Source organism: Vreelandella olivaria (assembly GCF_023507745.1).
GTDB lineage: Bacteria > Pseudomonadota > Gammaproteobacteria > Pseudomonadales > Halomonadaceae > Vreelandella > Vreelandella olivaria_A.
Map to the genome: position 1 here is coordinate 144,099 of NZ_JALPZO010000134.1, position 12,731 is coordinate 156,829.

The following is a 12,731-nucleotide window of genomic DNA, read 5'->3' on the forward strand; positions in this document are numbered from 1 at the left end:
CGCTCCTTCCAAATCGGATCGAGCCGGCGGACTCAACGCCCGCCGGGCAGCGGTTTAGCTAGTCAGCGGGTTCGGCTTGTTGGCATCAATGCCATACTTTTTCAGCGCTTCGCCGACGTGCTTACGATCAATCTCACCGCGGTCAGCCAGGCCACGTAGTGCCGCGACAGTAACGAAGTAGCGGTCTACCTCAAAGAAGTAGCGCAGCTTCTCGCGGGTATCGGAACGACCGAAGCCATCAGTACCCAACACAGTGTAGTCATTCGGCACCCAGGCACGTACTTGATCAGCATAGAGCTTCATGTAGTCGGTAGAGGCGATGACCGGGCCGTCACGGCCTTCCAGGCACTTGGTCACATGGGGCTTGTTAGCTTCGGCATCAGGGTTCAGAAACGCTTCACGCTCCAGTAGCAGCGCTTCGCGACGCAGCTCGTTAAAGCTGGTGACGCTCCAGATGTCTGCACCAATCCCCCAGTCGTTGGCCAGCAACTCGGCAGCGGCTTCTACTTCACGCAGAATGGTGCCTGAACCCAGCAACTGAACACGCCCTTTATCACCCTGGGTTTCCCTGAGCAGGTACATACCTTTGATGATATCGCCGGTAGGTACGTTCTCAAGTGCCGGATGTTCATAGTTTTCGTTCATCACGGTCAGGTAGTAGAAGCAGTTCTCCTTGTCGGTGAACATGCGCTTCAGGCCATCTTGAACAATCACGGCGACTTCATGGGCGTAGGTCGGGTCGTAACTGCGGCAGTTGGGAATAGTGGACGCCTGGATCAGGCTATGACCATCCTGGTGCTGCAAACCTTCACCGTTCAGCGTCGTCCGGCCCGCCGTACCACCAACCATAAAGCCGCGCGCCTGCAGGTCGCCCGCGGCCCAGGCCAGATCACCGATACGCTGGAAGCCAAACATCGAGTAGTAGATGTAGAACGGCAGCAGCGTAACATTGTTATTGCTGTAGGAGGTCGCAGCGGCAATCCATGCCGACATGGCGCCAGCTTCCGAAATACCCTCTTCAAGCACCTGGCCTTTCTGGTCCTCGCGGTAGTACATGATCTGGCCTTTATCGACCGGCTCATATTTCTGACCTTCAGAGGTGTAGATACCCAACTGACGGAACATGCCTTCCATACCGAAGGTACGTGCTTCGTCAGGAATAATCGGCACCACCTGCTTACCCAGTTGCTTATCTTTCACCAGACCGTTCAGAATGCGCACAAAGGCCATAGTGGTAGACACTTCACGCCCTTTGGAACCGCCCATCTGGGAGGCAAAGGTCTTGTCTTCAAGGCTGGGGATCTCAAGCGCTGCAAAATCGCTGCGGCGGCTCGGCAGGTAGCCGTTCAGACGCTCGCGCTGAAGGTGCATATACTTAAGCTCGGGAGAGTCCTCTTCCGGCTTGTAGTAAGGCACGTCTTTAAGCTGCTCATCAGTGAGCGGAATCCCGAAGCGGTCACGGAACTTCTTGAGGGCTTCGTACTCCATGCTCTTCACCTGGTGCGCTTCGTTGGCCGCTTCGCCATCGCCGCTGCCCATACCGTAACCTTTTACTGTATGCGCCAGGATCACCGTAGGCTTGCCGTTCGATGTATTCACGGCTTCATGATAGGCCGCGTACACTTTGAACGGATCGTGACCACCACGGTTGAGCTTCCAGATGTCATCGTCGGAGAGGTCTTTGACCATCGCCTCGGTTTCGGGGTACTTACCGAAGAAGTGCTCACGGGTATAGGCACCACCGTTTGCCTTGTAATTCTGGTACTCACCGTCGACCGCTTCATCCATCCGCTTTTGGAGGAGGCCCTTCTTATCCTTCTCGAACAACGGGTCCCAGTGACGCCCCCAAACGACTTTAATGACGTTCCAGCCGGCACCACGGAACACACCCTCAAACTCGTCCATCACGCGGGAGTTACCGCGCACCGGACCATCCAAACGCTGCAGGTTACAGTTGATGACGAAAATCAGGTTATCAAGATTTTCTCGGCCCGCCAGGGAAATAGCGCCCAGGGATTCCGGCTCATCACACTCGCCATCCCCCATAAAGCACCAGATCTTGCGGTCGTGCATATCTTTCAGCTCACGGTGATGCAGGTATTTCATCACGTGGGCTTGATAGATAGCCTGAATCGGTCCAAGCCCCATGGACACCGTGGGGAACTGCCAGTAATCCGGCATCAGCCAGGGGTGTGGATAGGACGAAAGGCCATCGCCGTCAACTTCACGCCGGAACTTGTCCATCTGCTCTTCGGACAGACGGCCTTCCAGATAAGAACGGGCATAGATACCTGGTGCCACGTGCCCCTGAATATAGATCAGGTCACCTTCAAAATCGCCTTTCGGGGCGCGGAAGAAATGGTTAAAGCCCACATCATATAGCGTGGCCGATGACATGAAGCTTGCTATGTGACCGCCCAGACCAGGGTTCGCACGGTTGTTACGAATGACCTGAGCAATGGCATTGTAACGAATCAGGGAGCGAATACGGCGCTCCATGAACAAATCGCCAGGCATAGGCGCTTCGCGGTGAACCGGGATCGTATTACGGTGCGGGGTTGTCACCGAGAAGGGCACCTTCATCCCGTCCCGGCGCAGGCGATCCGCCAGGCGGGTCATCAGGTAGCGGGCACGCTCTTCGCCCTCACGATCCAGCACCGATTCCAGGGATTCCAGCCACTCCGTGGTTTCGACCGGATCGAGATCTTCTCTTGTCTCCAGACTCATAGAGGTCTCTCCGAATGACGATAAATGACAATGAGCCCCGCTAACCCATAGGGCCTGGGGCGGCTGCGGCGTTGGGCCACCACAGGCCAGTAAATAGCCGACACAGTGTGTCGTGCAGGGAGTTTTTGTTCTACATTCAACAAGCTACACACATTTGAATGTAGTAAAGCTACACAAATGTCTTAAAAGTTAGCCTTTTGTATATGCGAAGATACCGCAAAGTCGCCACTCTGCCAATTCTGTCGCCATGAAAAAGCCTATCGAAAACAATATATTGCACCGCAACATAAGCTATTTACAGCATCTCCTCCCGCCTTTACAACGCTACGACTAACCGGTAGCAAAGTGTAAACAAACTACCGTTTTATTTACTTACTGGAGAGGCACTTACTTGCGTCTCCCCCCCCTTCAAGATGACTGGCCAACCAGCCGTTGATAAAAATATGCCCAGTCAAACGCAGGACCGGGGTCCGTTTTCCGCAACGGCGCCACCTTGGCGTGGCTGGTAATCCTTGATGAGGTAAGTTGCGGGTAGCGAGCCATCAGCCACTGGGTAGCGTCTACCAGAGCACGGTACTGCGCTTTGGCGAAGGGGGTTTTATCGTCCCCTTCCAGCTCAATACCGACTGAAAAATCATTCAACGCTGTGCGCCAGGCCCTTCTGCCAGGATCCCACCAGCGTGAACGACCGGCGTGCCAGGCGCGCTGACCGGCGTCAACAAACTGGATACATTGCCCATCACGGCGGATCAAAAAATGCGCCGAGACACGTAAGTGGGCAACCTCAGCAAAAAATGGGTGTTCATCGGGGTTCAACTGATTGGTAAACAGCGCTTCAATGGCACTACCGCCAAACTGACCAGGAGGAAGGCTAATCGCATGAATCAACAGCAGCGATACCTCATTGGCTGGCCGGGCATCACAATTTGGCGACGGCACCTGCCTGGCAGGCATCCAACAGCCATGATGAGCCTCTTTGTCAATCACGCACACATGCTCCTCTACGTTGTCACGCTCTTTCACTATAATGCGCATCACACTTGATGACGCTCAGAGAATCCACCGCCATGCATTATCAAAACGCACTTGCTGAAGAGATCCGCTCAAGCGCCGCTCGCCTACTGGCTGAAGACGTTGGCCCCGGAGATATTACCGCGCAACTGATTCCTGAGAATCAGTGGGCCACGGCGAAGGTTATTACCCGTGAGGCAGCCGTTCTGTGCGGAGTTGCCTGGGTTGATGAGATTTTTCGCCGCCTGGATAGCCGCGTTAGCTTACGTTGGCAGGCAGCAGATGGCGATCAACTCGACGCGGACCAATGCTTTTTAGAGCTGGAAGGCCCCGCCCGCAGTTTACTGACCGGTGAGCGCGCAGCGCTCAACGTGTTGCAAACACTGTCAGCAACAGCCACGGCAACACGCCACTACGTCGATTTGATTAAAGGCACGGGGGCGCGCCTGCTGGATACACGTAAAACACTACCAGGAATCCGGCTCGCCCAGAAGTATGCGGTAACCTGCGGCGGTGGTCACAATCACCGCCTCGGTTTGTGGGATGCTTTTCTCATTAAAGAGAACCATATTGCCGCCTGCGGCGGTATTCAGGCTGCCGTAGCACAAGCCCGCAAGCTGGCCAGCGACCTGCCCGTGGAAGTGGAAGTCGAAACGTTTGAAGAGCTTGACCAGGCACTGGCTGCTGGTGCCGACATCGTGATGCTCGACAATTTTGCTGTGGAGGATCTACATGTTGCCGTTGAAATCACTGGCGGCAGGGCAACCCTGGAGGCCTCTGGCAACGTAGATGCCTCCACGCTAAAAGCCATTGCTGAAACAGGGGTTGACTGTATTTCCAGCGGCGCCTTGACCAAAGACGTGAAGTCCATCGACTTATCAATGCGCATTACCCAGACCTTTAACGTCTAGGCACGTCAGGTTTCGATTGCTTTCAGTTGTTTGACCATCCGGTAGCGCTTTAATAACTCACCGCTCCGCTCTACCCACTGCTCTCCGAGGTTTTCAAAGCCTCGGCGAAGCAGACGCTCGTGGAGCATCAGGCTCGCCTCGATTTCTGCACGAAATTGCCCCTGCTCAAGCAGCAACCTTTCGGCATGAATCAACAGCGTGGAACCAATTCCCCGCCCCGCCAGGGAAGGCCATACATAGAGTGTCTCGATACGCCCAGCGCTCACACTCAGCTCCAAAAAGCCAACGCAACGGCCATCACAGGTAGCTACCAACGTGGTGTACAATGCTTGGCGTGCAGCCCAGGCGCTTGCTTCACGGGGCAGTACATTGGCCCAGGCACGTCGCTCACTCAAATTGTAGTGGGTGGCAGCCCCCTGCATTACGGCGTGATAAAATACCTCGGCCTGATCGGCGGCATCCCGTGCAAGGCCTGCCCGGTATGTTATCCGTGCGGTGGGAGCTGCCTGGCGTTGGTCAATATTCAGCATGCTTACCTCTAGGTTGCTTGACAGCACAGCCGTTAATGAAACAGGCCGCTCACACTTTAATAAAGGCCTGGGGCAGCTATAAAGTTGCAAACCGCTAAACCGTCAGGCCATGCTCTGTCCGTTATAGGCCCACATATCTTATACTCTCGCCACCCTGGCATTCCGTTACTTCCATAAGGCAGTGTAATGCACGATATCCCGAGTAGTGACTCTTTTACACTGACACCTATCGGTTACATTGAGAGTGACTACCCTGACAAGTTCGGCGTACCCCGCCAACCTGGTCTGGCACCAGCGGCCAATGCCAGCCTCGCGCTTACCCCGCCTTTCGACGATCCACTTACCGTACGTGGCCTCAGCGAGTTCAGCCATCTATGGGTAACCTTTATTTTTCATCAAAGCCCCCAGCGCTGGACTCCACTGGTACGCCCACCACGCTTAGGGGGCAACCGTAAGGTGGGCGTGTTTGCCAGCCGCAGTACACACAGGCCTAACCGCCTTGGGCTTTCCTTGATTGAGCTTACCGGGGTTGATACCGCCAATGGCGTACGCTTGCATTTAGCAGGCTGTGATTTGGTCAGCGGCACCCCGGTTGTCGATATTAAACCCTACCTGCCCTGGGCGGAGGCACGTCCAGAGGCCAAAGCGGGATTTGCTCCCGAGCCCCCTACACGGCTGACGGTAACGTTTAGTGAGGCCGCCTTGGCATCACTTTCCCTGCGATCCGATGCAGTAACACTACGGGCACTGGTGGAGCAGGTACTCAGCCAAGACCCCCGCCCTGCCTATCAGTGCAATCAGCAAACGCCCCGCCTCTACGGCGTGCGACTAAGAGATGTCGACATTAAGTTTCGGGCGGTACAAAATGACGCCACCACCTTAGAGGTGGTGGCAATTGACAGCTTGTCTATCCAACCCTGTGTTACGCCGGGAAGGTAATACCCAGGCGGCGACCAACTTCCTCGTAAGCTTCGATCACGCCGCCCAGGCCTTGGCGGAAGCGATCTTTATCCAGCTTCTCACGGGTGTTGGCATCCCATAAACGGCAGCCATCCGGGGAGAATTCATCACCTAGCACGACCTCGCCTTTAAAGATCCCAAACTCCAGTTTGTAATCCACTAGCAGCATATCGCCTTCGGCAAACAGCTGCTTGAGGATATGATTCACCTTGAACGTCAGTGTCTTCATTTTGGACAGCTGCTCTGGGGTCGCCCAACCAAAGGTTTCCGCCAACGATTCGTTGATCATTGGGTCACCTTTTTCGTCACTCTTCAAAAACAACTCAAAGGTTGGTGGATTCAGCGCGATTCCCTCTTCCACGCCCAAGCGTCTAACCAAACCGCCTGCTGCAATATTACGCACCACGCACTCGACGGGAATCATCTGCATTTTTTTCACCAGGCTTTCAGTCTCGGAAAGCTGCTTTTCAAAATGCGTTGGAATTCCAGCCTCTTGCAGGCGCTCCATAATAAAGGCGTTAAAAATATTGTTCACCATCCCCTTACGGGCTAGTGACTCTTTCTTTTTACCATCGAAGGCACTGGTATCGTCACGAAAATGCAGCACCAGCAGGTCTGGGTCGTCAGTGGTATAGACGGATTTTGCCTTACCGGCATAGAGTTCTTGGCGCTTTTCCATGGGGGCTCCGAAAGAAAGTCAAAATCAAAAAGTTAACGTAAGTAGCCGGAGACACGTTCAAGCAACTCTCGCTGGTCGTTGGCGCTGAAAGAACGCTCACTGGCATTGATGGCACTCAAAATGGTTTGGTTACCATCCGATTCCAGGGCGAGACGAATTGGCTGAGACATACGGCGCACATCCTGGCTGAATACAATTTGCAGCGGATTACGGCCACGCTCGGTTTCTGTCATGTACTCCACCAGGAACTCGTAGTTATCCGCAGAGGTATCCAATAAATCACGCTGGCCTTCAACAGTGAAATCCAATGCCAGATAATGATTCAACTCAGCCCAAACACGGTCAATAGGCTGAGGAATCACCACTTGCCACTCGTCGTCCTGCTGGCGCATTTGCAATGTTTGCTGGCTGGCAAGGCGTTGCGCTGTCCAGGAAGAGGAAGCACTGGCTGACGCACTGCGTGCATCCAGATACTGCTCTAGTGCATCCAGGCAATTCGACATGGTTTGTCCGCCTTGCTCACAGCGCACCTCACTGCTCCCTGCCCGCAGGGCGCTTTGCAGGTGCAGCGTGGCTTGAGAGGTAACAATGACCCCCTGGTTGGCACTGCTCTCCTGGATACCCAGCTGACGGCTTTGCGCAAAGGCTTCAAGCTGTGGCCAAACGGTACCGGTATCTGCAGCCACCACCAGCCAGGCCTGCCCACCTACCTCACGGCGTTCAACATACTCAGGCTCTAAACCACTGCCAATCGTCAACGACTGAGGTGGCGAGATATCTGCCGCTTCCCTGATGCCAGTGCCCTGCATCGCTACCTGGGGTACAGGCATTACATCACGGTAGCGCTGGGTGTTACGGGTTTCCGGCAGCACGAGAGGGGGGGCTGGAGCGGCCTCTGTATAGTCCAGATTGCGGTCGTGATAATAACCATCTCGCGCACACCCAGCGAGCGTGACAGCCGTTGCAAGTGCCAGCGGTATCCATTTCAGCGCACGTTTTTCAAGCACAGAGCTCATCAAGCCACCTTAACAGTCAACAAGTCAGTTACCCGGTGGGCCAAACGCCTACACCGGATAGCAAAGGGTATGCGCCGGATTACTCCTCTACGACGCCCGCCAGCTGCAGTGCTTCACTGACAGTGGCGTGGTATTTTTCTGAAAGCCAGGTCAACGGCAGGCGAATGCCTTCGTCCATATAACCCATGCGGTTCAGCGCCCATTTAACAGGAATGGGGTTGGCTTCGATGCCCAGATTGGTATGTAACGGCATCAGGCGTGTATTGATCTGGTGAGCTTTATCCGCATCCCCGGCAACCGCAGCAGCACATAAATCGTGCATCGCTTTAGGAACCACGTTAGCCGTGACGGAGATATCACCATGCCCACCCATCAACATAAAATCGCACGCGGTCGCATCATCACCGGAATAGAGCATAAAACCACTGCCTTTCAGGCGAGAGATTAGATCTTCTGCGCGCTCAAGGTTCCCGGTGGCATCTTTCAGGCCGATAATATTATCCACTTCGGCTAAGCGTAGAACCGTTTCGTTATACAGATCAGAGCAGGTACGCCCTGGAACGTTATACAGGATGACCGGCAGCTTGCTACCTTCAGCAACGGCTTTAAAATGCTGGTAAAGGCCCTCCTGAGTCGGTTTGTTGTAGTAAGGACAAACTGACAAGCAGTAATCAGCGCCTACTTCACTGGCGTAACGCGCCAGCTCAACCGCTTCAGAGGTGGCATTGGCACCCGTCCCGGCAATGACCGGAATCCGACCATTCACCTCTTCGACCACACTGCGAATCACATCAAAGTGTTCAGCAAAAGACATGGTGGTAGGTTCTCCCGTGGTGCCCGCTGCGACGATGGCATCGGTGCCATTGTCGAGGTGGAAGTTCACCAGACGACGAAGCGCCTCCCAGTCGATGTCGCCATTGACTTTCATCGGCGTCGCCAGGGCGACGATGCTGCCTGTGATCATCCGTTTGTTCCTCACCTGCAAAGTTTTGAAATCAAGCTATCAACCCTCAACATTGACAACGGCTATTCAGTCACAATGTCGAACACTGGGTACATTAGAGCGGCGCACCTTGAGGCGATGCAACCAAAGATCAGAGGCCGCCACGCGTTGCCATGAGTAACGTGCTTTTCGCCCCTAGGGGTTCCACAGAGAGCAAATGGTACTCAGGGGATTCGGGCCTGTACAGCGTAAAGCGCTGTGAGTTTACGCCAGCGCTTGCCCATAGCGCTATGAATGGCTTTGACATGCTCCTTCCAGTTGCGTGTAATCAACGGTGAAAGCCAGCCCATACAAGGAGTTTATTATGCCAGTTGAAGTCGGCAAACCCGTACCTGATTTTTCCGCCACAGCCACAGGCGATACAACTGTGACGCTATCGGAACTACGGGGTAAACAAGTCGTCATCTATTTCTACCCCAAAGCCAGCACACCCGGCTGCACCACAGAAGGTGGTGACTTCCGGGATAACAAAGCACAGTTCGATGCTGCCAATACCGTGATTATCGGCGTTTCCCGGGATAGTCTTCGCGCCCAGGAAAACTTCAAAGCCAAGCAGGACTTCAACTTCGAACTGATTTCCGATAAAGACGAAAGCGTCTGCCAGCTGTTCGGCGTCATCAAGCTGAAGAAAATGTATGGCAAAGAGCATCTGGGCGTTGAGCGCAGCACCTTTTTAATTGATCGTGAAGGAAAGCTGGCTCAAGAGTGGCGTGGCGTGAAAGTGCCGGGGCACGTTGCTGACGTACTGGCAGCCGCAAAGGCCCTGCATACCGGCAGTTGAGCTGGCCTGGCAACCGCGCGTCGGCATACGATCATGCCGACGCGACGCATAAAGGGAAGGAAGCCTTGCCGGAACTACCGCCTACTCCCGCTCAATAATCTGCACACTTTCCGGCTCGTCTCCTCTGGGCCAGGCATATACCAGTGCTTTTAGCAGCGTCGCTAACGGTATCGCGAAAAAGACCCCCCAAAAGCCCCATATACCACCAAAAAACAGCACGGCGACAATAATGGATACCGGATGAATATTGTTGGTTTCCGAAAACAGTACTGGCGCCAGTACGTTGCCATCCAGAGCCTGGATCACACCATAGGCAATCAACACATAAACAAACTGCTCACTGATACCAAAATGGAACCCGGCTACCGCCGCAACTGGGATCGTGGCCACTGTCGCACCGATATAGGGAACCAGCACTGAAAACCCGACCAGTACGGCCAATAGCGCTGTATAGGGCAAACCGAAAAACGCAAAGGTGAAGAACGAAACGGTCGCCACGATGACAATTTCAATCGCCTTGCCGCGAATATAGTTGGCAATCTGGCGATCCATCTCTTTCCAGATACGTGTCAGCAACGTGCGCTTTTGAGGCAAAAGTGACAGTGAAAAGCCAACCAGAGCCTGGCGATCCTTCAGCATAAAAAACACCAGGATGGGCACCAGCACCAGATAAATAATCAACGACATCACATTACCCAGTGAGGCTAATGAGAGCGTTAAGGCACGCTGTCCCAACTGACTGATTTCACGACCAGCAACACCAATCCAGCTCTGCATTTGGTCAGGAGTAATCAAGTTCGGATAGCGCGCCTGCAGCTCATCCAACAATCCTTGGCCGCTGGCAAACATGCGCGGTGTTTCCTGCACCAGTCCTACCAACTGATTCCATATCAGCGGCATCAGAATAAATGCCAGGGTGAGCAGTACACCAACAAAGGCCATAAATACGATAATAACGGCCAATAGATGTGGTACGCCACGCCGGGTTAAGGCGCTCACCACTCCCTGTAGCAAAAATGCCAGAACCAACGCAGTAAAAAACGGCGCCAGCATACGGCCAAACCAGATAATGGCCGCAAATCCTGCGACCAGTACCAGTAATAGAATTAACGCCTCTTCGTCTGAAAAGTAGCGTTCAATCCAACTTTTCAGGATGGTGCGCATGGTCATAAGTGTGAGTTCCCTGCTTTACGAATCCAATAAAAGTAAACAGCGTCGCGCTGCTCACGCTTTTCCAGAACATGGGTGCTTTGCTCAGTAAAGGATTCCATATCCCGCCAGGAGCCCACATCCGTTGCTCTAACTTCTAACAGCTGCCCTGGCGCCAGCCCAGCCAGCGACTGCTTTGCCTTTAACAATGGCAACGGACAGGGCAACCCACATGCATCAAGCACCATATCCGGCGCTTGCCCATCGGTTGTTGACTCACTCTTTGTTTGCTCAGACATAGTCCCTCTCTTCAAAATGTCAGCAACAACTCAGCATTGTTACATAAACTGATTTCTTAGCGATGGTGATATAGCATTCGATTTAACGGCACTTACCCGCATGAATCAATGTCACACCACTGACTTACGCGCTTTATCATCATTAATGAGGATGCTATGCCGCACCTTCGCATCGTTTATCCACGCTGGGCCTGTGCGCTTGTATTTGCGCTTGGCACACTCGCTTACAGCCCCACTGGGCATACCTTTGATGATTACCAATTACCCAGCCTGGGCGGAGCCTCCACAGCGGTAAGTAGTGAGGAGTATCGTCTGGGGCGTGCCTGGCTGCGCCAGTTCCGGGCTCATGCCCCTCAGTGGCAGGACCCCATTGTCAGTGATTACCTGGATGGCCTGATTGCCCGTCTGGCCCCTCATAGCCAGCTTGGCAGGCTTCAGGCCACCATCGTCATGGTGGATAACCGTTCGCTCAATGCTTTTGCAGTTCCCGGCGGCGTCGTGGGTATCAATTCGGGATTATTTGCCTTCGCTGATGATGAAGGCGCCTTTGTTTCTGTGTTGGCCCACGAATTGGGCCACCTTTCACAACGCCACTACGCCAGAAGGACAGCCCGGGCAGAACAAACCCAGATTCCCGCCATGGCTGCCATGCTCGCAGGTATGTTGATTGCCGCCAGCGGTGGTGGAGATGCAGGCATTGCAACCGCAATGGGTTCCCAGGCTGCACTGATTCAGGACCAACTCACCTACTCGCGGCGCTTTGAGCAGGAGGCCGACCGAATTGGGCTTCAGGCGATGGCGAATGCAGGCTACGACCCCGAGGCAATGGTGCGTATGTTTAGCGCCATGCAACGTATGGCCCGCTTACAGGGCGGCAACCCGCCGGAGTTTCTGCTCACTCACCCGGTCTCTGACAGCCGCCTGAGCGATGCCCAGGCCCGCGCCTCGCAGCTCAATGTAGCGGATGCGTATACCAGCAATACCTTATACGACATGATGCGCGCCCGGGCCCTGCTAAGCATTAACCGCAACTCGCCCCAGCAGGCAGCCTCTCGCCTGGCCCAAGATAATGCAGAGGAATCTGCACAGCGCTACCTGGACGCACTGATCGCTGCCCATAATGGCCAGACTGATCAGGCACTACAGACCATCGACCAGCTAGCCCAGGAACTGCCTGACTACAGTATGCTGCCTACCTCAGCTGCCAGCATTGCGCTTGATGCACAACGTTATGACGATGCCATTGCCCGCAGTCAGCGTTTGCTGCGCCTGGTGCCTAACTACCTGCCCGCCCAGTTGGTATTAGCCGAAGCACAGCTACAGCGTGACCCTGCAGCCGCCTTTAACCTGCTGCGCGACATTACATCGCAGCATACAGAGAACCCACAGGGATTTAGCCTGCTGGCAGAGGCGGCGGGGCGCAGCGGTCATAACGGCTGGGGCCATCTGGCGCGTGCAGAGCATTTACAGCTAACGGGCAGAGTGGATCGAGGCATCCAGCAACTCAGCATTGCTAGAGATGCGGCCCGACATGAGAACGACCAGCAGTTAATCGCCCGTATTGAGCAGCGACGTGATGACTTTCTTGAATATCGCGCAACGCTGGAGAAATTTTGACCGGGAGCGCGCGCGTTTATACGCCATGCCCCGAGCGGCCGTTCCGCT

General features: G+C 54.5%; 12 protein-coding genes. 4 read left to right on the forward strand and 8 right to left on the reverse strand.

All coding sequences use genetic code 11. From position 1 onward, the window contains the following. Nucleotides 1-54: 54 nt before the first annotated feature. Nucleotides 55-2,727: a pyruvate dehydrogenase (acetyl-transferring), homodimeric type gene (gene aceE / locus HP566_RS16565; RefSeq protein WP_249978389.1), complete on the reverse strand. Its 2,673-nt coding sequence runs from the start codon at nucleotides 2,725-2,727 to the stop codon at nucleotides 55-57. Between the two features lie 408 nt (nucleotides 2,728-3,135). Continuing rightward, nucleotides 3,136-3,711 (reverse strand): 1,6-anhydro-N-acetylmuramyl-L-alanine amidase AmpD, encoded by a 576-nt coding sequence (gene ampD, locus HP566_RS16570; protein ID WP_340163085.1) that lies wholly within the window; start codon nucleotides 3,709-3,711, stop codon nucleotides 3,136-3,138. 83 nt (nucleotides 3,712-3,794) lie between these two features. On the opposite strand from ampD, the gene nadC reads away from it, so the two are divergent. After that, complete coding sequence (gene nadC / locus HP566_RS16575; protein WP_249978441.1) at nucleotides 3,795-4,649, forward strand: carboxylating nicotinate-nucleotide diphosphorylase; 855 nt, start codon at nucleotides 3,795-3,797, stop codon at nucleotides 4,647-4,649. Nucleotides 4,650-4,654: 5 nt separating this feature from the next. Here the strand turns inward: nadC and HP566_RS16580 are convergent, their stop codons facing one another. Next, the gene (locus tag HP566_RS16580) at nucleotides 4,655-5,179 is read right to left on the reverse strand and encodes a GNAT family N-acetyltransferase (RefSeq protein WP_249978390.1); all 525 of its coding nucleotides are present in this window, start codon (nucleotides 5,177-5,179) and stop codon (nucleotides 4,655-4,657) included. Nucleotides 5,180-5,365: 186 nt separating this feature from the next. Between HP566_RS16580 and tsaA the strand changes: the two genes are divergently transcribed. Continuing rightward, on the forward strand, nucleotides 5,366-6,118 hold the full coding sequence (gene tsaA / locus HP566_RS16585) for a tRNA (N6-threonylcarbamoyladenosine(37)-N6)-methyltransferase TrmO (protein WP_249978391.1): 753 nt from the start codon (nucleotides 5,366-5,368) through the stop codon (nucleotides 6,116-6,118). On the opposite strand, the gene purC is transcribed toward tsaA, so the two are convergent. The 3 genes from purC to dapA all read right to left on the reverse strand — a co-directional run bounded on the left by purC (nucleotide 6,102) and on the right by dapA (nucleotide 8,798). Further along, the gene (gene purC, locus HP566_RS16590; protein WP_249978392.1) at nucleotides 6,102-6,818 is read right to left on the reverse strand and encodes a phosphoribosylaminoimidazolesuccinocarboxamide synthase; all 717 of its coding nucleotides are present in this window, start codon (nucleotides 6,816-6,818) and stop codon (nucleotides 6,102-6,104) included. The two genes, tsaA and purC, sit on opposite strands and share 17 nt — an antisense overlap. Nucleotides 6,819-6,850: 32 nt before the next feature. Next, entirely contained in the window at nucleotides 6,851-7,834 is a 984-nt protein-coding gene (bamC, locus tag HP566_RS16595) for an outer membrane protein assembly factor BamC (RefSeq protein WP_249978393.1), read from the reverse strand. A 79-nt stretch (nucleotides 7,835-7,913) separates the two neighbouring features. Further along, nucleotides 7,914-8,798 carry a 4-hydroxy-tetrahydrodipicolinate synthase gene (gene dapA / locus HP566_RS16600; RefSeq protein WP_249978394.1) on the reverse strand — a complete coding sequence of 295 codons (885 nt, stop codon included), beginning with the start codon at nucleotides 8,796-8,798 and terminating at the stop codon, nucleotides 7,914-7,916. A gap of 343 nt (nucleotides 8,799-9,141) precedes the next feature. On the opposite strand from dapA, the gene HP566_RS16605 reads away from it, so the two are divergent. Next, complete coding sequence (locus HP566_RS16605; RefSeq protein ID WP_249978395.1) at nucleotides 9,142-9,618, forward strand: peroxiredoxin; 477 nt, start codon at nucleotides 9,142-9,144, stop codon at nucleotides 9,616-9,618. A gap of 81 nt (nucleotides 9,619-9,699) precedes the next feature. Here HP566_RS16605 and HP566_RS16610 read toward each other — a convergent pair whose 3' ends face one another. Both HP566_RS16610 and HP566_RS16615 read right to left on the reverse strand, forming a co-directional pair. Then, nucleotides 9,700-10,788 (reverse strand): AI-2E family transporter, encoded by a 1,089-nt coding sequence (locus HP566_RS16610; protein WP_249978396.1) that lies wholly within the window; start codon nucleotides 10,786-10,788, stop codon nucleotides 9,700-9,702. After that, nucleotides 10,785-11,066, reverse strand: a complete 282-nt coding sequence (locus HP566_RS16615; RefSeq protein WP_249978397.1) for a sulfurtransferase TusA family protein — start codon at nucleotides 11,064-11,066, stop codon at nucleotides 10,785-10,787. The genes HP566_RS16610 and HP566_RS16615 overlap by 4 nt, the downstream gene beginning before the upstream one ends. 156 nt (nucleotides 11,067-11,222) lie before the next feature. Here HP566_RS16615 and HP566_RS16620 point away from each other — a divergent pair, with 156 nt between their 5' ends. Beyond that, on the forward strand, nucleotides 11,223-12,683 hold the full coding sequence (locus HP566_RS16620; RefSeq protein WP_249978398.1) for a M48 family metalloprotease: 1,461 nt from the start codon (nucleotides 11,223-11,225) through the stop codon (nucleotides 12,681-12,683). Nucleotides 12,684-12,731 lie beyond the last annotated feature (48 nt).

Coding starts and splice junctions, on each gene's coding strand:
- purC (WP_249978392.1), bottom strand. CDS start 6,818: ATGGAAAAGCGCCAAGAACTCTATGCCGGTAAGGCAAAATCCGTCTAT.
- HP566_RS16615 (WP_249978397.1), bottom strand. CDS start 11,066: ATGTCTGAGCAAACAAAGAGTGAGTCAACAACCGATGGGCAAGCGCCG.
- dapA (WP_249978394.1), bottom strand. CDS start 8,798: ATGATCACAGGCAGCATCGTCGCCCTGGCGACGCCGATGAAAGTCAAT.
- nadC (WP_249978441.1), top strand. CDS start 3,795: ATGCATTATCAAAACGCACTTGCTGAAGAGATCCGCTCAAGCGCCGCT.
- HP566_RS16605 (WP_249978395.1), top strand. CDS start 9,142: ATGCCAGTTGAAGTCGGCAAACCCGTACCTGATTTTTCCGCCACAGCC.
- aceE (WP_249978389.1), bottom strand. CDS start 2,727: ATGAGTCTGGAGACAAGAGAAGATCTCGATCCGGTCGAAACCACGGAG.
- HP566_RS16580 (WP_249978390.1), bottom strand. CDS start 5,179: ATGCTGAATATTGACCAACGCCAGGCAGCTCCCACCGCACGGATAACA.
- HP566_RS16610 (WP_249978396.1), bottom strand. CDS start 10,788: ATGACCATGCGCACCATCCTGAAAAGTTGGATTGAACGCTACTTTTCA.
- bamC (WP_249978393.1), bottom strand. CDS start 7,834: ATGAGCTCTGTGCTTGAAAAACGTGCGCTGAAATGGATACCGCTGGCA.
- tsaA (WP_249978391.1), top strand. CDS start 5,366: ATGCACGATATCCCGAGTAGTGACTCTTTTACACTGACACCTATCGGT.
- HP566_RS16620 (WP_249978398.1), top strand. CDS start 11,223: ATGCCGCACCTTCGCATCGTTTATCCACGCTGGGCCTGTGCGCTTGTA.